We start from the raw sequence: 18532 nt of genomic DNA on the forward strand, positions 1-18532 counted from the left end.
ATGGGCTCAAGAAAGCCAGAAGTTATTATCGGATTAATTGGCTCCATCATTGGGATTGTAGTTGGTTTTTGGATTATTAATTATGGAGATTCAGTCACAGATTATATACAGACATTTACTTATTTACCAGGTGAACTAGGAAATGAGTTGGCAAATCTAGGGTGGATTACATTAATTGCCTCAGTAGTTGCATTAATTGCTTCTCTCTTAATTAAATCAGCTCCTCGTGGTTGGGGTGTTATCTTAGTAGTTATCGGTATCGTTTTATTCTTCGTTATTGGTACTGCTTGGATTGTATCAGGTATCTTAATTACACTAACTGGTTTAATGGGAATTTTCAGAAGACCAATTCCAAAATCAAAATATTAATTATTATCCCCTAATCAAATTGGTTAGGGGTTTTTAATGCCAAAAAAATCCTTTCCGCGTTTTGCAGAAAGGATTTTATTTTAGCCAGTAATAATTTTTTCTTTTGGTAATCGAATGGCATTTTTGGGTTGATTTTTATTTCTTAAACTAAGCATCGAATACATGATGCCAACCCGTCCAATGAACATCAAGACGATAATAATTAATTTACCTGGGGTGGACAAATCAGGCGTCAAACCAACTGATAAACCTGACGTTCCAAACGCCGAGAACACTTCAAAAATAACTGAAATGAGCGAGGCCGTTTCTGTCTGCATAAGTATGACTATAGCAGAAATACTGAGAAATCCTGCAACAAGCGTGACGGCAAGCGACTTGCGAACATCTTCTTGATGCAATTCTCGCCCAAAAATATAAACATGTTTCCGACCGCGAATAACCGAATAAATAAATAAAATGGTAATCGCAAAAGTAGTCGTTCGTATCCCACCACCAACAGAACTTGGCGAAGCTCCGATAAACATCAAGAACGACACAAGTAAAAGGGTAGAAACTGAAAGCGCCCCGCTGTCCATTGTTTGGAGTCCAGCACTTCTGGATGTCGCCGATAAGAACATCGAGTTAAAGAAACCAAAGTCCCAACTTTTGCCACTAAAGAAGTGATTGTATTCAAACAACCAAATGAGTAAGCCGCCGACAATCAAAAGTACAAAATAAGTAAGTGTAGTCACCTTTACAAACAACGAAAAACGAAACGGTATTAGCGTATTTTTCTCAAATAAAAATCGTCTTGTTTCCAGTAAAACCGGAAACCCAATCGCACCAGCAATAATTAGTAATATCGAAATAAATTGGACAAAATAATCATTTGCAAATGGTATTAGCGATTTACCTGTAATATCCACTCCAGCATTGGTAACAAGCGAAACTGAGTTATATAAGCCCTGGAACATCGCTTCCCAAAAATTAGGATACAGCGGGATAAAATAAATTCCTAAAATCAACGCGCCCACTAATTCAATTCCAAAAATCAAGACAAGAATTTCGCGCAACATCCGAACCATTCCACTCATCGTAAATTGATTCGTATCTGTCATAATAAGTTGGCGCTGTTTCAGTCCAATCCGTCTCTTCAAAATCAAATAGAAGAATGTGCTAATCATCATAACACCCAGTCCACCAATTTGGAAAATCGCCATTAAGACCCAAATTCCAGCAGTACTATACGTCTGGCTAACATCTACTGTCGCAAGCCCGGTAACACTAACAGAACTCGCCGCTGTGAATAGAGTATCAATAAACGACACCTTAACCCCTTTTTGTAAAGTGAACGGCAAACTTAAGACGATAGTAGAAATCGTAACCGCAATAAAATAATACGCGATAATTACTTGAACGGGTGTCATACGCGCTAACACCAGTTTTAATCTTCTGCGCAATTTTACTTCTTGATCATATTCAAACTCTTTTGGTTTTCTTCTCTTTTTTTCTCGCAATGATATAACCACCCAAACCTATAATTATCATAACCGACCAGAATGTCAGCTTCCAAACCGCTGAATCCGGAAAATCTTCTGGAATAATTGCAACAGATGGATGTGCTAGCGTTAAGACCGCCATTTTCACACCTACCCAACCGACAATTAAAAACGCTGCTGTTTCAAGTGTAGGGTAACGCTCTAATAATTTAACAACTTGTGTGGCTGCAAAACGAATTACAACAAGTCCTGCAATACCACCAAGGAACATCACGATAAATTGTCCACCGTTCATTCCCCCAATATCAAAATCCCCTAAATCTGGTAAAGTAACAACAAGTGCTGCTGCAGCTAACATGGAATCCAGTGCAAAAGCAATGTCAGTCAATTCCACACGAGCTACTACACCCCAAAAGGAAGTTGATTTGGCTTCTGATGCTTCTTTGACTTCTTCTTGCTTACCTTTTTTAAGGCGCCACATATGCTTAATTGCTAGGTACAATAAATAAACCGCGCCGATAGCTTGTATTTCCCAAATTTTTACTAAAAATGAAATTAAAAATAGTGCAACAAAGCGGAAAACAAAAGCACCAACTAACCCATAAAATAAGGCTTTTCGTTGTTTATCGTGCGGCAAACCTTTAACAATTACTGCCATAACTACGGCATTATCTGCGGAAAGAATTCCTTCAAGTACAACTAAAACAAGGAAAACTAACGCATATTCTCCCCAAATAGAAACATCCATTCCTCATTCACCATCCTTCTACTCTATCATAAAATTGTGTTTTCAGCATCTGGTTGTATGTAAAACCAGAAGTACACATTTGCACTTCTGGTCAGTTAAAATTATTTAGTTGTTTCTGTTTTTTTCTTACTACGGTAGGAAACGAACCATCCCCATAGAATAATCAGAATCATCACGCCCCAGAAAATCAATTTCCAAAGTGTTGATTCAGGGAAGCTGTGTGGAATTACGCCAAGACTAGGGTGTGCTAATGTGTAAATAACTAGCTTCACGCCTACCCAACCAACAATTAAAAATGCGGCTGTTTCGAGACTTGGATAGCTTTTTAGTAATTTAACAAATTGAGTTGCTGCAAAACGGATAATAATTAGGCCAACAAGTCCACCTAAGAACATAATCGCAAATTGCCCGGTATCAATTCCCCCAATGTGTCCCCATCCTGTTTCTGGAAGCGTAATGGCAAGGGCTACTGCCGCAAGCATGGAATCAATCGCAAACGCAATATCTGCAATCTCTACTTTTAGAACTGTCATCCAAAAACCAGAGCCAGCTTTTTCCTTCTTCTCTTTTTCTCCGTCTTTTCCTTTGGCATGTTTCCAAATGTGACTAATCGCGATATATAGTAAATATGCGGCACCAAGCGCTTGAACTTGCCAAACGTTTGCCAAAAAGGAAATTAAGAATAATGCGCCAAAACGGAAAACAAAGGCACCCATCAATCCATAAAATAACGCTTTTTTCTGTTGTTTATCTGGGAGATGTTTTACCATAACAGCCATAACTACTGCATTATCCGCTGCTAAAATCCCCTCAAGACCGATTAGGACAAGTAATACCCATCCGTACTCTAAAATCATTGCTGTATCCACTAATTCTTTTCCTCCTTTGTTCTATTAAAATGTCAAAGATCTCCTATTTTGAAGAAACAAAAAAGCGAGACCTGCCCATAAAGGCAAAGGTCTCGCTAACATTTAAAGTTAAATGTGATAAAACCGATGATATCTCTATCATGTAATGACGACTTTATCCTGATTAAAAGCTAATCAGCGCTACTCCCCTCTGACATTTGTCAAAGAACGATATATGATTACCTAGAGAATAATACCATAATTTAGAAGTTCTCGTCAACTAATTTTTCTCACAAACTTTTTAAACAGCCAAGTCTTTAGTTTTTGCGCTACTGGCTATTTTAATATTATGGATTGTGAATAGAATCACACCGATTAAACAAGTAAGAATTTCTGTTGTTGTTAAAGACCAAATCACGCCCATTAGGCCAAAATAATGTTGTCCCAAAATAATTACTGGGATAAAAATAATTCCTTGTGAAACAGACATAATCGTAGCCGGAATAGCTTTCCCAATCGCTTGAAAAGTACTCGTAAAGAGACCAGTAAAACCACTGAATAGAGAAGAAATCAGCATCGCAACCATAATATGCACCCCAAGTGATATAACACTTTGACTGTCACTAAATAGATGCATCACTTGGAAACGGAAAATAAATACAAAACTAGAAATCACAAGCACAATCAAGCCAATACTAACAGCTGTAAACCTAATCGCTTTTTCAAACCGTGCAATATTTCCCGCACTAAAGTTATATGCTAAGAGTGGAATAATTCCCATATAGAGCCCCATACAAATAAACTCTGGTAACTGAACTACTCGTAGTGCCACCCCAAAACCTGCAACAACGCCTTCCCCGTAAATCATTGAATAATGATTTAAAACAAGTGTAGTAACAATCAAGAATAATGATAAAAGTAGTTCTGAAACGCCAATTTTAAAAACATTTTGAACAATTTCTTTCGTTGCTTTAAACCATTTAAACCGAATGGATAAATAGTCACTTTTTTTCTCCAAATACCAGGCATAATAAATAAGTGAAACCGTACTTGCAAGTCCAATTGAAACTGCGGCACCTACAACGTTAAAATTAAAATACAAAATAAGCAGTGGATCAAACACTAAATTTACAATCGTACCAATAAGCATCCCATTCATAGAAATACGAGAAGCTCCCTCCGCCCGAACGACTTGCTCTAAAGCAAAGTTAGCAATAATAAACGGACTACAAATGAGAAGCGCCAATGTATAATTTTTCGTGTGTAAAAAACTTGTCGCGTCTGCTCCTAGAAAATGAGTAACTGGATTAATTAAAAAGCCTAATATAATCGCGCATATAATACCTAAAACCAAACTTCCATATAAAACAAAAGCCGATACTTGCTTTGCCTTAATCCCCTCTTCTTTCCCGAGTAAACGAGAAATGTACGTCCCGCCGCCAACACCAAACATATTCCCAATAGCCATTAAAATCGTAAACATTGGTAAACCGAGTGTCACAGCTGTTAACATCGACGTATCATGCAACAACCCTATAAAAAACGCATTGACGATATTATAAATAACCCCCACCGACATTCCAAGCATCATCGGAATTGATAAATGTGCTATCGCTTTAGGAATGCTCGCTTTTGTTAAATAATAGTTATCTGAGTGTTTCATTTTAATTCCCCCTAAAAATTAGTTAGAACTCTAACTATATAGTTAAATTTTTTTAATCTGTCTGATCGTCAATTTTACTAAGTAGTTCAATAAAGGTTTTATACTCGTCAGCGGAAAGGATTTTCTTCGCTTTATCATCTTCTCGTGGGAAAGAGGCATTAAATTCATCCACAATATCTTTGCCTTCTTTTGTTAACGTAACGACTTTTTCTCGGCCATCACGAAGGCTTGGCTTGCGTGAAATTAATTGCTTTTTCTCGAGTCCTTGAATGAGGCTAGTGATACTTGCGCCACGTGTTTGGAAGATTCGCTGAAGATCTTTTTGGATTATTTCGTTTGCAGCATTATCATTTAAAAATCCCAGAACTCTTGCTTGTTGTGTTGTCAGCCCAAACTGAGCTACTTTTGCGTCCATTTTTCGCTTGGATTTAATCATAATAGAACGTATTAATGTATCCATCGTCTTCTCTCTTCTCACGAGTATTCCTCCTTATTAATTAGAATTCTAACTAATTATAGCGCGTTTCAAAAAATTGTCAAGCAAAAAAACAACCTATTCGCGAAAGTACAAATAGGTTGCAGCTATTATAGTAATGAAGTTAATTCGATATCTGGATTTTTATCATTAAACCAATTAATCGCGAATTCATTTTCGAATAAGAATAGCGGTTGGTCAAAACGGTCTTTCACTAGCATACTTCTAGCGGTAGATAGTTTTTCATCCGCATCTTCTTCTTTCACCCAACGAGCGATTTTTTTACCGATTGGCTCCATCCGGATTTCAGAATTATATTCGCCGCGCATTCTGTGTTCGAATACTTCAAATTGCAACTGACCAACAGCCCCAATAATGTATTCTTCCGTGCGCCACGTTTTAAATAATTGAATCGCACCTTCTTGAACGAGTTGCTCTACGCCTTTATGAAAGTGTTTTTGCTTCATTACATTTTTTGCATAAACACGCATAAATAATTCGGGTGTAAACTGAGGAAGTTTTTCAAATTCGAGTTTTTTACTGCCATTCGTTATCGTATCGCCAATTTGGTAATTACCCGTGTCGTACAAACCGATAATATCACCAGCTACCGCACGATTAACAGTTTCCCGGTCATCCGCCATAAACTGCGTTGAGTTCGCAAGCTTCATACTTTTCCCAGTTCGCGTTAATGTAACGTTCATGCCGCGTTCAAATTCGCCTGAACAAATTCGAATAAAAGCAATCCGGTCCCGGTGAGCAGGGTTCATGTTCGCTTGGATTTTAAAAATAAAGCCAGAGAACTTCGGATTATCAGCTTCAATCACGCCTTCATTCGATTCATGGCTTGAAGGAGATGGTGCAAAATCAACAAATGTACGTAAGAAAGTTTCTACACCAAAGTTAGTTAAGGCACTTCCGAAAAATACTGGTGTTTGCTCGCCCGCAATAATGCGTTCCCGACTAAAGTCATTTCCCGCTTCGTCTAACAGCATGATTTCTTCTAAAGCTTGATCGTAATAAAGTGATTTTTGAATAGCGTGTGCTTCCTTCAAATCTCCATCTTCCCCAAGTGGTAAGAAACGTTCATCTTCTTCAGAGCGATATTGCTCAATAACGCGATGATAGCGGTCATAAAGTCCAGCTAATTCTTTCCCCATACCAATTGGCCAATTCATTGGATAAGATTCAATACCCAAAACTTCTTCTAATTCAGCAAGTAGTTCTAGTGGCATTTTTCCTTGACGGTCCATTTTATTAATAAAAGTAAAAATTGGAATTCCACGCATCCGACAAACTTTAAACAGTTTTAGCGTTTGGGCTTCGATACCTTTCGCAGCATCAATAACCATGACAGCACTATCAACCGCCATTAAGGTCCGGTACGTATCTTCACTGAAGTCAGAGTGCCCCGGTGTATCCAAAATATTAATTCTTGAACCATTATAATCAAACTGCATCACAGAACTCGTTACCGAGATTCCACGTTGTTTTTCAATTTCCATCCAGTCACTTGTCGCAAACTTGCCAGATTTCTTTCCCTTTACAGTCCCAGCTGAACGGATAACGCCACCGAATAATAGTAATTGCTCAGTAATCGTCGTTTTCCCAGCATCCGGGTGAGAAATAATCGCAAACGTTTTGCGTGAAGCAACTTCTTTTTGCAAATCTTGACTCATTGTTATTTTCCTCCTAGATTCATTCACATTCCATTAGTATAGCATAACTAGGAGAATTTCGGCTGTTTTTTTATTCAAAAATTATTTTGTTTGTCGTTTCATTAAGATGACAGATAAAATGCCAAAAAGTACTGCAAAGACGCTTAAAATCAGCAAACTGACTCCTGTCGTTACTGTTTTATCACCCCAATAAATAGTAATACCAATCATTTCTTTTGTCGCATCCATCGCCTCAGTATTACCTGCGAAAACTTGTTGTAAAGGCTCTTTTGTCATGATTTCACGAATAGTAGACGCCCCGTATGTGAAAGGAAAACATTTCATCGCCGTTTGAACCGCAGCAGGAAGCGAACCAATCGGCAAATAAATTCCAGCAATAAAACCGATAACAGTTCCAACAATAGTCGAAACCGAACTAAAGGCGCTCGCTTTTTTCACTAGGCTTGCGATAAAAAACATAATGCTACTACAACATAGAACATTAATTAAAATAATGCCGATTAAACTAACCCAACTTTCAAGCGGTAAAAACGCTCCTCCTGTTAACCAGATGTACATTTCACCAACAAAAAGGGTGATAACTGACAAAACAAATGAAGCAACTAAACCACTAACGATGTAGCTTGCGACAATTCGCCATCTGGAAGCTGGAGTTATTGCAAAACTTCTAGCAATGCTCTCCTCTTCATCGTGCACTTTTAATGAGAAAACAGCTAAAGAAACAGTGACCGGCGTAATAGACAAAATCCCCGCAATTACCCACGTATTCACTAATTCTTGTATTCCTATCGTTTTTCCAGAAGCCTGTTTAAACATTTCTTCCATATTATTTCCTAAAAAAATGGCATAGAGTCCGATAATAATTAAAATCGTGAGTAACGACATAAATACCGCAGTTCTATCACGAAAATAGATTTTTAAATTACGACTAATCATTTGAATCCTCCTTAATCATCGAGATAAATGCATCATCAAGATTTCCTTTTATTACTTCAAAAGAACTGTAAAACCCCGCTGTTTGATTCAAAATAGCCAAAATTCCGATATTTCCATCTGTTACGTCAACACGTATCGTTCCTTTTGACACTTTATAAGGTAAATTTGCTTTTTCAATAATTACCTGAAGTTCTTCCACATTTGCATCGTAAAAAAAGATTTTATCTACTGAAAAACGACTTCTAATATTAGCGGGGGTGCCTTGAGCGATAATATTCCCCTTATGAATAACTGCCAGCTGATCCGCATCCTTCGCTTCTTCTAAATAATGCGTCGTTAAAAACACCGTCATGCCGAATTCTTCTCGCAAATAATCAATAATCTTCCAAACGCTCACTCGAGTTTTCGGATCCAGCCCAGTAGTCGGTTCATCGAGTAGTAAAATTTCTGGATCATGCATAATAGCCCTAGCAATTTCAGCTCGGCGTTTTTGTCCCCCAGATAGTTTTTCAAAACGGCGATTTAAGATATCCTCAATTCCCATAATAGAAGAAACAAGCTCTAAACGTTCGGTAATTTCTGCTTTTGTTTTTCCATATAAACTGGCACGATTATACAGATTCTCACGCACGGTAAGTAAATCATCCAACACATTTTCTTGAAAAACAACGCCCAACTTTTGTCTGAAATTTTTCCTGTTTTTAAAGGTCAATTTTTCATCGTCAATAAAAATTTCTCCAGATGTTGGCTCGCTTTCTGTGCAAATCATGCTAAGAGTAGTCGATTTCCCCGCCCCGTTCTCACCTAAGAAAGCAAACAAAGAACCTTTTTCAACTTCTAAATTAATGCCTTTAACTGCTTCTACTTTTCCAAACGTTTTAACTACATTCGTTAATTTTATCATTTTGTCTCCCTTTCTCGCATTTCTGCTAGTTTTTGGTTAATTTCATTACTAAATTTCGCATCTCTAAAACTGAAAAACAGATGCATTACAAGAAAAGTCACGCAAATAAAGCCAAAAATAATCATAAAGCCAGTTAAGGAATGATACCAATCAAACAACCAACCAAGACCTAAAATTGCTGCACTAATAAAAAAGAAAAAAACAATTAAACGAATATAAAAAGCAAATTTCGTTTTTATCGAATTATTGAAAAGTAATTGCTGAACAAAAGTAGTAATAACACTAAAACCTAGCATAGTAAAAATATCGCGAATAGCTATCGTTTCAGATTCTCCAGTTGAGATATAGGAACAAATCATCGTGATAATTGCAGCTGTAAAAATAATACACGCTGATTGAATAAATTGAATTAATTTTGCGCTCATTTGCCCTTCCCTCCTAAGTTTAATTTTTGCTTTAAGACTTTGGCATATTGCCTAGAAATAATCACTTTTTCTCTATTAAAAAGGCTAGCTTCAAATTTCCCGTGGAAGCCAGGCGCAATTTTTTCAATCCATTCGATATTTAAAATCATGGATTTCGAACACCTGAAAAAGGAACTATCTTTAAATTTTTCTTCCAACTCGTATAACTTCCAAGTAGTTTCATATACGTCTTTTTCTGTATACACAAAAATTTTACTTTCTACAGCCTCAAAATATAAAATTTTTCTTTTAGCGATTAAATATGTCACTCCGTCTTTTTTGACAGAGATTTTCTCGGTTTGCTCTTCTAGCCCCATCACTATTTTAGTTACTTCTTCCAGATTATTTGGGTGGCAATATATGTCTACTTCGCCAATCGCTAAATTATTATTTTGCTTTACATGGAAATTCATCTGGTTGCCTCCCTTTTTTCTTTTTATTATAAACGCTACACTAAAAACTACAAGTTGATTTCTGTAACTTGCAAATTAACCTCCCTAAGATGCAAAAAAACTCGGTAGCGGATTATTCACTACCGAGTTTTACTATTTATTTTACTGCTGCAACAAGCGCTTCAACTTTGTCCTCAAACTCTTCTGGTTTCATTTTTGATGGGAAACGTTCAACAACTTCGCCATTTTCATCAATGAGGAATTTGGCAAAGTTCCATTCAACTTTTTTGCCTCCAGTTTGTTCAGTTAAATATTTATAAAGTGGGGCAGCGTCTTTGCCTTTCACTTTAATTTTAGAGAACATTTGGAAAGTCACGCCGTAATTCATTTGACAAAATTCTAAAATCTCTTCGTCACTACCAGGATCTTGACGTAAAAACTGATTGCACGGGAAACCAAGGATTTCAAAGTTATCTCCGCCAAGTTTTTTATACATTTTTTCAAGACCTTCCAGTTGAGGTGTTAAACCACATTTGCTCGCTGTGTTGACAATGAGTAAAACTTTGCCTTTATAGTCACTTAATGCTATTTCTTTACCATTCATTGCTTTTTCAGAAAAATCATGGACATTCATGTAGAATTCCTCCTATTTCAATATATTCGAAAATAAATAAGCATAAACTAATTTTTCTGTATGATAGAGTGAATCGCGGTGTGTTCGTTCGTATGCATGGCTAGCATCAATTCCCGGGCCAATTAAACCATGAACGATGTCATTACCAGAGTTAATCGCCGCACTCGCATCTGATGCATAAAACGGATAAATGTCTACTTTATAATCAATATTATTCTTTTTAGCTAGTTCAACTAAATGTTTACGCAAACCTAAATGATAAGGGCCACTGCCATCTTTAGCACAAATAGAAACAGTGTATTCATCAGAAGTTTGACCATCACCAAGCGCTCCCATGTCTACAGCTAAATATTCCACTGTTTCAGCTGGGATATTGGAATTACCACCATAGCCAATCTCCTCATTATTAGAAATTAGGAAATGAGTTGTATGTGGAAGCTCTAGTTTATTTTCATGAATATGGTTGATGAGTTGTAATAAAATCGCGACACTTGCTTTATCATCCAAATGGCGAGATTTAATATATTCATCATTAATAATTTGGACACGTGGATCAAAGGAAACAAAATCACCAACTTCTATTCCAAGTGCGCGAACTTTATCCGCATCTAGCGCTTTTACATCTAAACGAACTTCCATATTTTTATCATTACGTTCAGCCGTACCAGCATCTTTATATACGTGAACGGAGGTTTGATGCATGAGAATTGTTCCGCTATATAAATCGCCTTCGCTAGTTTCAATCGTACAATATTCGCCTTCAATCGCATTAAAACGATAGCCACCAATTAAAGTTAATAGTAATCTTCCATCTGCTTTGATTTCTTTTACCATCGCGCCTAACGTATCAACATGTGCCGTTAGCATACGATGTTTGGAGTCATCTTTTCCTGGTAGAGTTACAATTAATCCGCCTTTATTGTTCAATTTATATGGGATGTTAGAAGCTTCTAAATCCCTCACTAGTTTTTCAATGATTTGCCCTGTGTTCCCTGTCGGACTAGGGATAGAAGTTAACTCTTTAATTTTTTGCATCGTTTGTGTTGTATTTGGTTCGTAACTCAAAAATATTCCTCCTTTAGTTCGCTTTATTCTATTATATTATAGCGCTTATCTTCACCTAACGCATTTCTTAAGATTAATTTTTTTCCAAATCAGTCCTTTTATATGCTATAATTCGGTAGACGAAAAGGGAGGGAATTTTTTGGAACAAACAAAAGTAAAAGCCGTTACCATCGCCGTATTTGTCGCAACATTTATGGCAGCTATTGAAGGTACCATCGTGAGTACTGCGATGCCAACGATTGTAAGTCAGTTGGACGGCATAGAGTTAATGAACTGGATTTTTTCTGTTTATTTACTAACATCAGCAGTGACGGTTCCTATTTACGGAAAACTGTCTGATTTGTATGGACGAAAAAATATCTTTGTAATTGCGACAATTATTTTTATCATTGGTTCATCACTTTGTGGATTTGCACAAAATATGGAGCAATTAATTATTTTTCGCGCGATTCAAGGTATTGGAGCAGGCGGGATTTTACCATCTACTATGACGATTATCGCAGACGTCTACCCATTTGAAAAACGAGCAAAAGTACTTGGCTTCATGGGTTCTGCTTGGGGTATTGCAGGTGTTTTCGGGCCGCTCGTTGGTGGGTTTTTAGTAGACCAACTTTCTTGGCATTGGATTTTCTTTATTAATGTGCCAATCGGACTTCTAACTATCTTACTTATTTTGCTTTATTTACGTGAAGAGGTCGAACGAGTAAAATTACCAATTGATTATCTTGGGGCCTCATTATTTACTGTAGCACTTTTAGGATTATTATTTGCATTACAGCGTGCTGGAGAGTCCCTCAACTGGACAGAACCGCTCGTAGTCATTCTTTTTGCCGTTTCGATATTATTATTTGTTGCTTTTTATTTTGTCGAAAAACGTGCCAAAGATCCGATTATGCCATTTGTTTTATTTAAAAATCCAGTTGTTTTAATTGGAAACTTAATTGGTTTTCTAATTAGTGCCTTTTTAATTGGTATTAATGTTTATATTCCAATGTGGGCTCAAGGAATGCTTGGTCACGGAGCCACAATTGCTGGATTTATGCTTGCACCACTTTCCGTCACGTGGATTATCGGTTCATTTATAGGCGGAAAGCTTTTAATGACACTAGGAAATCGCCATACAGTCGGAATTGGCGTATTAATAACAGCTGCAAGTGGACTTATTTTAGCTTTATTCCCAGCTTCCACAAATGACATCTTCTTCTATTTAAATAGTGCCTTTATGGGATTTGGCTTTGGGATTATTTTTACTACTACAACTGTAACCGTCCAAGATGCTGTACCGAGATTCCAAACTGGTATTGCTACTGCTTCCAACACACTATTTAGAACTGTTGGTCAAACGATTGGTGTCGCTGTCTTTGGAACTATTTTCAACTCCGTATTAACCACACAATTTCGTGCAGCAGCTGGTAGCGAAGTAAATCGTAGTAATTTAAATCAGCTAATCAGCCCACAAACTTCAGGTAATGTTAATCCAAATCTAGTCGAACCGCTTAGAGATATTTTATATAGCGGACTCCACATGGTATTCTGGGTAATGTTTGCTTGTTGTATCGTTAGTTATTTTATCCATTTCATTTTACCGAAAAAACATATTTCTGGTGAAAATTAAAAAAAGGATTGGCTCCTTTGAGCCAATCCTTTTTTGTTAGATTGTTTTTTTATATTTTAGTACTGCAAAGATATAAGCTACGACTGTAATACCAACACACCAAGCAAGTGCAATCCAGATTTCATTACCAACGGATCCTGAATATAACAATGCTCGAATTGTATTTACAATAGAAGTTACTGGTTGATTTTCCGCAAATACCCGAACCGCAGTTGGCATCGTATCAGTTGGAACGAAAGCAGAACTAATAAAAGGCAAGAAAATCAGTGGGTAAGAAAAAGCGCTCGCCCCGTCAACCGATTTTGCAGTCAAACCAGGAATAACAGCCACCCAAGTTAAAGCTAGCGTGAAAAGTAGCAATATCCCAGCTACAGCAAGCCATTCTAAAATCCCAGCAGATGACCTAAATCCAATTAATAAAGCAACTAGAATAATCAAAACAACTGAAATTGCATTAGAAACTAAAGAAGTTAAAACATGTCCCCATAATACAGAAGAACGACTAATTGGCATAGAATGAAATCGTTGGAACAGCCCTTTTTGCACATCTGTAAATAATCGTACTGCCGTATAAGCTATCCCACTTGCAATTGCCATTAAAATAATCCCTGGTAACAAGTAATCAACATAGTTATCTGTTCCTGTTTGAATCGCTCCACCTAGTACATAGACGAACATCAACATAATCATAATGGGTATAATTGCTACTGTAATAATTGTATCTGGACTACGCAAAATGTGACGCATCGAGCGACCAAACAAGATTCTTGTATCGCGAATTGCTTTCATTTTACTCCCTCCTTACCATTAATAATTGCTAAGAAAATTTCTTCCAGTGACGGTTGTTTCTCGACATATTCAATTTCAGCAGGTGGGAACAATTTTTTAAGTTCCTCTAAAGTACCATTTGCAATAATCGTTCCGCCGTGAAGGATTGCAATTCTATCAGCAAGTTGCTCCGCTTCATCTAAATACTGTGTCGTCAGTAAAATAGTAGTTCCTTCATCAGAAAGAGCTTTAATCGTTTTCCATACCTCAATCCGTCCTTCTGGATCAAGACCTGTCGTCGGTTCATCAAGAAAAATCACATCCGGAGATCCCACTAAACTCATTGCAATATCAAGACGTCTCATCATCCCTCCTGAATATGTGTCTGCTCTTCGGTCTGAAGCTTTTTCTAAACCAAAACGGGCTAGTAAATCTTTGGCTGTTTGATCAGGATTTTTTTCTCCTCGTAATTTTGCAATGAGTAAAATATTCTCACGACCAGTTAGTAAACCATCTACTGCAGCAAATTGTCCTGTAAGACTAATATGCTCTCTCACTTTCTCTGGTTCTTTCGTAACATCTAACCCAGCAACACTCGCTTTTCCATTATCTGCTTTCAAAAGTGTAGTTAAAATTTGAATAGTCGTTGTTTTCCCAGCGCCGTTAGAGCCAAGTAAAGCAAAAATCTCACCGCGCCTTACTCCAAAATCAACGCCCTTTAAGACTTCGGTTTTTTTGAAAGACTTTCTTAACCCACTAGCTTCAATCATCCATTCGTTCATTTGAACTCACCCTTCCTTCCAATTTCCTATTTTATTTCACTACTTAGTATCACGGGTATTCTGTATCACTTATTACCACTATATAGTAACACTTAGTTGATATGCTGTCAACAAAAAACTTATATTCTTTTTTTTAAATAAATTAACTAAAATTAAGCATAAAAAAAACCGCCCGATAAACGGACGGTTTGTCATTATTTCACTTTATAAATCCAACCTTCTGGAGCTTCTACATCTCCAAATTGAATTCCACATAGTTCATCAAATAGGCGTTTTGTTACTGGACCTACTTCTGTTTCACTGTAAAACACATGGAAGTCATCTTTTGTTTGAATACCGCCAATTGGTGTGATAACTGCGGCGGTTCCACATGCGCCTGCTTCCTTAAATTCATCTAACTTATCAATAAATACATCGCCTTCTTCTGCTTTTAAACCTAAACGGTGTTCTGCCAAATAAAGTAATGAATACTTTGTGATACTTGGCAAAATAGAAGGAGAATACGGCGTAATAAATTTATCGTCTTTTGTAATACCAAAGAAATTAGCAGAGCCAACTTCTTCAATTTTTGTATGAGTAGCTGGATCCAAGTAAATACAATCCCCAAAATTACGATCTTTTGCGTTTTGACCTGGAAGTAAACTTGCTGCATAGTTACCGCCTACTTTTGCTGCACCTGTTCCATTTGGAGCGGCACGGTCAAAGTCAGAAACGATAAAGTTAGTTGGTGCCATTCCGCCTTTGAAATAAGGACCAACTGGTGAACAAAAAACAGAGAAAATATACTCTGGAGCTGCATGAACGCCAATATTATCACCTACGCCAATTACAAACGGTCGTAAATAAAGAGTTGCTCCAGTACCATAAGGTGGAACAAATTCTTCATTTGCACGAACAACTTGCATACAAGCATCAATAAATTTTTCTGTTGGAATATGAGGCATTAATAAACGTTCACAACTTTTTTGAATACGAGCAGCATTACGATCTGGACGAAAAAGGTTAATGGAACCATCCTTACAACGATATGCTTTCAAACCTTCAAAACATTGTTGGCCATAATGAAGTGCAGTAGAACCTTCACTAATATGAAGTGTATTATCTTCCGTCAAAGTACCTTCATCCCACGCTCCGTCTTTCCAATGTGAAATATAACGCTTGTCCGTTTTAATATAACTAAACCCTAAATTACTCCAGTCAATATCTTTACTCATTCAAAATCCCCACTTTCTATCGATAAATCAGAATTATTGTATGTTTCAGTATAGCACAATAAACGCTATTATTGCAGTGAAGTCCTATGAAAAAGAAAATTTTTTCTAATAAATAGGCAAAATGTTCTTTCTTTTAACGTAATTCATGCTAAAATAGAGTAACTTTTCAAAAAACAATCATCTTAGAAGGAAGGATTTCAAGAAAGGAGAGAATGAAAATGACAGCTCATAAAATGTTAGATGAGAAATTTTACAGTAAATTGCTAGGAGAGGAACTCGATTTAATTATTTGCTTACCACCTGATTTTTCGCCACTTTACAAATATCCTTTATTTATTGTACAAGATGGAAAAGATTATTTTCAGTTTGGTAAACTTGCGCGTCACTCGGAAGAATTAGCAGTAAACGAGCAGATTCAAAAAGCCATTTTCATTGGTATTCCTTACAAAACTGTCATGGATCGCCGAGAAAAGTATCATCCAGATGGTGAACAAAATGAAGCATACATCCGGTTCTTAGCATTCGAACTTGTTCCTTATCTTGAAGAACGCTTCCCTTCTTTCCAAATGCCAACGAGTAGATTTCTTATGGGTGACTCCCTTGGTGCATCTGTTTCATTAAAAGCCGCACTACTATTTCCGTTTACGTTCGGTAATGTTATCTTACATTCTCCTTATGTCGATGATGCAATCCTTACATTAGCAGAAAAAGCTGACCCTGCCAAAGTAAAAATCTACCATATTATTGGCGACCAAGAAACTGCAGTTGAAACTACTGGAGATGAAATACTCGATTTTCTATCACCAAACAAATCTTTAGAACAAATTTTAACCTCTCGTGGGTTTGATTATTATTTCCGCGTATTTAACGGCGATCATCGCTGGAAATACTGGCAGCCATTTATTAAAGAATCCTTACAATTTATGCTTCCAGTAAATACGTTTGATTTAGAAAGCATGCGCGCATAGGAAGGGACGGAACAACTTGACGGTAAAAAAAGTAACAGATGAACTAGGTAAACAAGCAGCACTAAAAATTCGAAATGACGTTTTCGTTGTCGAACAAAATGTAGATCCTGCATTAGAATGGGATGAATTTGATGAAATGGCTTCGGTGGATATGTTTGTTGATTACGCTGAAGACGGCACAGCGCTCGCGACAGGCAGATTTCGCGTAAAGGATGGTTACGGTAAAGTCGAACGCATTTGCACCCAAAAAATAGCCCGTGGCTCCGGCAGTGGACGTAGAATCATGGAAGCTATTGAACTGGAAGCTAAAACACGTGGATTAACAACACTAAAATTAGGCGCCCAGTTAACAGCAATCCCCTTTTATGAAAAACTTGGCTATGAAACGTGTTCTGATGTATTCTTAGATGCAGGAATTAAACATAAAGAAATGAAAAAAACATTAACTTATTAATAAAAATAGTTATTTCTTTCTAATAGAAGAAATAACTATTTTTTTATTATCTCTATTTCTCCTGATGCTTTGCCGCAAATAATTATATCTACATAATGAAGAAATAAGCCGTGCTCAAGTACCCCAGGAATGCCCGCTAACTTTTCATGCCAGGCTTCTGGATTAGTAAAGGTCTGATTTATAATATCTAAAATATAATTGCCGTTATTTGTTTCATATATTTCTCCTGACGACTGTTTGCGTAAAGTAGTTTCAACCCCGTCATTTTCTAGCATTCGTTTAATTTGCTTCCATCCAAAAGGAATCACTTCAAGTGGCAAAGGAAATTTTCCAAGCTCCTTCACAAGCTTCTCTTCCCCAACAACCCAAATATTCTTTGAACTAGCTTGAGCGACCATCTTTTCTCGTAAAAGTGCTCCTCCGCCCCCTTTTATTCCTTGAAAAGCTTGATTAATTTCATCAGCGCCATCAATTGTGACATCAATTTTCGTTACATCATTTAAAGATTTTAGCGGAATCCCTAATGTCCGAGCTTGTTGTTCTGTTTCTATAGAAGTAGCCACCCCAGTAATGTTTAAGCCTTTTTGCACCATTTCCCCTAATTTTTCAATCGTATAATAAACGGTACTTCCCGTTCCAAGTCCGACAACCATTCCATCTTTAATCCATTCACACGCTTTTTCACCTGCGATTTTCTTTTGATTAATCATTTATTTTCCTCCCAACTTAGCATTAAAGCATTGCGATATCGATATTTTCATTATACGCCACCTACTTTTAAGTTCAAAGTAAGTTTATTTTTCTAACCTTACAAAAATGTAATTAGACATTTAAAGACAGATGTATTACAGTAAGTAAGTATTAAGAGTTTAATTTTAATATTTGTAACATAACTGAAATAATAAAGAGGTGGATTTATGAATAAAGTAAAACTATTTTTGCATCATCCAGCAACAATTTTTACAATGAAGACTATTTTTTACTTGACTGTTTTGCTTGGGTTGCTATGGTTTTATGGTTTCAAAAACCCTGAAGGCGCCAAATTTATTTACAATGAATTTTAAAAAAAGAAAGGA

The 18532-nt window shown here is 36.8% G+C and carries 21 protein-coding genes and 1 riboswitch; of the genes, 5 read left to right on the forward strand and 16 right to left on the reverse strand.

The features are described 5' to 3' along the window. Nucleotides 1-369 (forward strand): DUF4064 domain-containing protein, encoded by a 369-nt coding sequence (locus AC4PG0_RS03420; RefSeq protein WP_003761515.1) that lies wholly within the window; start codon nt 1-3, stop codon nt 367-369. An 80-nt stretch (nt 370-449) separates the two neighbouring features. On the opposite strand, the gene AC4PG0_RS03425 is transcribed toward AC4PG0_RS03420, so the two are convergent. The 12 genes from AC4PG0_RS03425 to AC4PG0_RS03480 form a co-directional block, all read right to left on the reverse strand. Then, nucleotides 450-1775 (reverse strand): TrkH family potassium uptake protein, encoded by a 1326-nt coding sequence (locus AC4PG0_RS03425; protein ID WP_072218577.1) that lies wholly within the window; start codon nt 1773-1775, stop codon nt 450-452. A gap of 52 nt (nt 1776-1827) precedes the next feature. After that, entirely contained in the window at nt 1828-2595 is a 768-nt protein-coding gene (locus AC4PG0_RS03430; protein WP_033533196.1) for a TerC family protein, read from the reverse strand. Between the two features lie 101 nt (nt 2596-2696). Then, on the reverse strand, nt 2697-3464 hold the full coding sequence (locus AC4PG0_RS03435) for a TerC family protein (protein ID WP_003761503.1): 768 nt from the start codon (nt 3462-3464) through the stop codon (nt 2697-2699). A 97-nt stretch (nt 3465-3561) separates the two neighbouring features. Next, nucleotides 3562-3665: riboswitch (yybP-ykoY riboswitch) on the reverse strand. A gap of 79 nt (nt 3666-3744) precedes the next feature. Then, the gene (locus AC4PG0_RS03440; protein WP_492167433.1) at nt 3745-5106 is read right to left on the reverse strand and encodes an MATE family efflux transporter; all 1362 of its coding nucleotides are present in this window, start codon (nt 5104-5106) and stop codon (nt 3745-3747) included. A 52-nt stretch (nt 5107-5158) separates the two neighbouring features. After that, the gene (locus tag AC4PG0_RS03445) at nt 5159-5584 is read right to left on the reverse strand and encodes a MarR family winged helix-turn-helix transcriptional regulator (RefSeq protein ID WP_003761496.1); all 426 of its coding nucleotides are present in this window, start codon (nt 5582-5584) and stop codon (nt 5159-5161) included. Between the two features lie 107 nt (nt 5585-5691). After that, a complete protein-coding gene (locus AC4PG0_RS03450) occupies nt 5692-7260 on the reverse strand; it encodes a peptide chain release factor 3 (RefSeq protein ID WP_003727054.1) in 1569 nt (522 codons plus the stop codon). Between the two features lie 81 nt (nt 7261-7341). Continuing rightward, nucleotides 7342-8196, reverse strand: a complete 855-nt coding sequence (locus tag AC4PG0_RS03455) for an ABC transporter permease (RefSeq protein ID WP_194322352.1) — start codon at nt 8194-8196, stop codon at nt 7342-7344. Continuing rightward, nucleotides 8189-9100, reverse strand: coding sequence for an ABC transporter ATP-binding protein (locus AC4PG0_RS03460; protein WP_492167432.1), 912 nt, complete (start codon nt 9098-9100; stop codon nt 8189-8191). The genes AC4PG0_RS03455 and AC4PG0_RS03460 overlap by 8 nt, the downstream gene beginning before the upstream one ends. Beyond that, on the reverse strand, nt 9097-9525 hold the full coding sequence (locus AC4PG0_RS03465) for a DUF3021 family protein (RefSeq protein ID WP_045554610.1): 429 nt from the start codon (nt 9523-9525) through the stop codon (nt 9097-9099). Before AC4PG0_RS03465 ends, AC4PG0_RS03460 begins: the two co-directional genes overlap by 4 nt. Next, nucleotides 9522-9977, reverse strand: coding sequence for a LytTR family DNA-binding domain-containing protein (locus tag AC4PG0_RS03470; protein ID WP_185324903.1), 456 nt, complete (start codon nt 9975-9977; stop codon nt 9522-9524). The genes AC4PG0_RS03465 and AC4PG0_RS03470 overlap by 4 nt, the downstream gene beginning before the upstream one ends. A gap of 136 nt (nt 9978-10113) precedes the next feature. Further along, nucleotides 10114-10590, reverse strand: coding sequence for a glutathione peroxidase (locus AC4PG0_RS03475; RefSeq protein ID WP_003761481.1), 477 nt, complete (start codon nt 10588-10590; stop codon nt 10114-10116). Nucleotides 10591-10602: 12 nt separating this feature from the next. Then, nucleotides 10603-11655, reverse strand: coding sequence for a M42 family metallopeptidase (locus tag AC4PG0_RS03480; RefSeq protein ID WP_010990702.1), 1053 nt, complete (start codon nt 11653-11655; stop codon nt 10603-10605). A gap of 139 nt (nt 11656-11794) precedes the next feature. Here AC4PG0_RS03480 and AC4PG0_RS03485 point away from each other — a divergent pair, with 139 nt between their 5' ends. Further along, the gene (locus AC4PG0_RS03485; RefSeq protein ID WP_003771221.1) at nt 11795-13270 is read left to right on the forward strand and encodes an LM6179_1298 family efflux MFS transporter; all 1476 of its coding nucleotides are present in this window, start codon (nt 11795-11797) and stop codon (nt 13268-13270) included. Nucleotides 13271-13306: 36 nt separating this feature from the next. Here the strand turns inward: AC4PG0_RS03485 and AC4PG0_RS03490 are convergent, their stop codons facing one another. From AC4PG0_RS03490 to AC4PG0_RS03500, 3 genes are all read right to left on the reverse strand, one after another. Next, nucleotides 13307-14059 carry an ABC transporter permease gene (locus tag AC4PG0_RS03490; protein ID WP_003761478.1) on the reverse strand — a complete coding sequence of 251 codons (753 nt, stop codon included), beginning with the start codon at nt 14057-14059 and terminating at the stop codon, nt 13307-13309. After that, complete coding sequence (locus AC4PG0_RS03495) at nt 14056-14820, reverse strand: ABC transporter ATP-binding protein (protein WP_045553428.1); 765 nt, start codon at nt 14818-14820, stop codon at nt 14056-14058. Before AC4PG0_RS03495 ends, AC4PG0_RS03490 begins: the two co-directional genes overlap by 4 nt. Nucleotides 14821-15014: 194 nt before the next feature. Beyond that, nucleotides 15015-16034, reverse strand: coding sequence for a branched-chain amino acid aminotransferase (locus tag AC4PG0_RS03500; protein ID WP_003761476.1), 1020 nt, complete (start codon nt 16032-16034; stop codon nt 15015-15017). Between the two features lie 218 nt (nt 16035-16252). Between AC4PG0_RS03500 and AC4PG0_RS03505 the strand changes: the two genes are divergently transcribed. Together AC4PG0_RS03505 and AC4PG0_RS03510 are read left to right on the forward strand one after the other, a co-directional pair. Next, nucleotides 16253-17002: an alpha/beta hydrolase gene (locus AC4PG0_RS03505; protein ID WP_003761475.1), complete on the forward strand. Its 750-nt coding sequence runs from the start codon at nt 16253-16255 to the stop codon at nt 17000-17002. A gap of 16 nt (nt 17003-17018) precedes the next feature. Further along, entirely contained in the window at nt 17019-17456 is a 438-nt protein-coding gene (locus tag AC4PG0_RS03510; protein ID WP_003761473.1) for a GNAT family N-acetyltransferase, read from the forward strand. Nucleotides 17457-17491: 35 nt separating this feature from the next. On the opposite strand, the gene rpiA is transcribed toward AC4PG0_RS03510, so the two are convergent. Further along, nucleotides 17492-18166: a ribose 5-phosphate isomerase A gene (gene rpiA / locus AC4PG0_RS03515; RefSeq protein ID WP_003761471.1), complete on the reverse strand. Its 675-nt coding sequence runs from the start codon at nt 18164-18166 to the stop codon at nt 17492-17494. 207 nt (nt 18167-18373) lie between these two features. Between rpiA and AC4PG0_RS03520 the strand changes: the two genes are divergently transcribed. Next, entirely contained in the window at nt 18374-18520 is a 147-nt protein-coding gene (locus AC4PG0_RS03520) for a teichoic acid D-Ala incorporation-associated protein DltX (protein ID WP_003761469.1), read from the forward strand. Nucleotides 18521-18532: the final 12 nt, after the last annotated feature.

It is taken from the genome of Listeria sp. MAN/IMW/UF464, assembly GCF_058683955.1.

What these genes read in the sequence shown, in the direction of transcription:
- rpiA (WP_003761471.1), bottom strand. Translation starts at nt 18,166, where the DNA reads ATGATTAATCAAAAGAAAATCGCAGGTGAAAAAGCGTGTGAATGGATT.
- AC4PG0_RS03490 (WP_003761478.1), bottom strand. Translation starts at nt 14,059, where the DNA reads ATGAAAGCAATTCGCGATACAAGAATCTTGTTTGGTCGCTCGATGCGT.
- AC4PG0_RS03455 (WP_194322352.1), bottom strand. Translation starts at nt 8,196, where the DNA reads ATGATTAGTCGTAATTTAAAAATCTATTTTCGTGATAGAACTGCGGTA.
- AC4PG0_RS03470 (WP_185324903.1), bottom strand. Translation starts at nt 9,977, where the DNA reads ATGAATTTCCATGTAAAGCAAAATAATAATTTAGCGATTGGCGAAGTA.
- AC4PG0_RS03465 (WP_045554610.1), bottom strand. Translation starts at nt 9,525, where the DNA reads ATGAGCGCAAAATTAATTCAATTTATTCAATCAGCGTGTATTATTTTT.
- AC4PG0_RS03425 (WP_072218577.1), bottom strand. Translation starts at nt 1,775, where the DNA reads ATGACACCCGTTCAAGTAATTATCGCGTATTATTTTATTGCGGTTACG.
- AC4PG0_RS03475 (WP_003761481.1), bottom strand. Translation starts at nt 10,590, where the DNA reads ATGAATGTCCATGATTTTTCTGAAAAAGCAATGAATGGTAAAGAAATA.
- AC4PG0_RS03420 (WP_003761515.1), top strand. Translation starts at nt 1, where the DNA reads ATGGGCTCAAGAAAGCCAGAAGTTATTATCGGATTAATTGGCTCCATC.
- AC4PG0_RS03505 (WP_003761475.1), top strand. Translation starts at nt 16,253, where the DNA reads ATGACAGCTCATAAAATGTTAGATGAGAAATTTTACAGTAAATTGCTA.
- AC4PG0_RS03460 (WP_492167432.1), bottom strand. Translation starts at nt 9,100, where the DNA reads ATGATAAAATTAACGAATGTAGTTAAAACGTTTGGAAAAGTAGAAGCA.
- AC4PG0_RS03520 (WP_003761469.1), top strand. Translation starts at nt 18,374, where the DNA reads ATGAATAAAGTAAAACTATTTTTGCATCATCCAGCAACAATTTTTACA.
- AC4PG0_RS03500 (WP_003761476.1), bottom strand. Translation starts at nt 16,034, where the DNA reads ATGAGTAAAGATATTGACTGGAGTAATTTAGGGTTTAGTTATATTAAA.
- AC4PG0_RS03430 (WP_033533196.1), bottom strand. Translation starts at nt 2,595, where the DNA reads ATGGATGTTTCTATTTGGGGAGAATATGCGTTAGTTTTCCTTGTTTTA.
- AC4PG0_RS03440 (WP_492167433.1), bottom strand. Translation starts at nt 5,106, where the DNA reads ATGAAACACTCAGATAACTATTATTTAACAAAAGCGAGCATTCCTAAA.
- AC4PG0_RS03450 (WP_003727054.1), bottom strand. Translation starts at nt 7,260, where the DNA reads ATGAGTCAAGATTTGCAAAAAGAAGTTGCTTCACGCAAAACGTTTGCG.
- AC4PG0_RS03495 (WP_045553428.1), bottom strand. Translation starts at nt 14,820, where the DNA reads ATGAACGAATGGATGATTGAAGCTAGTGGGTTAAGAAAGTCTTTCAAA.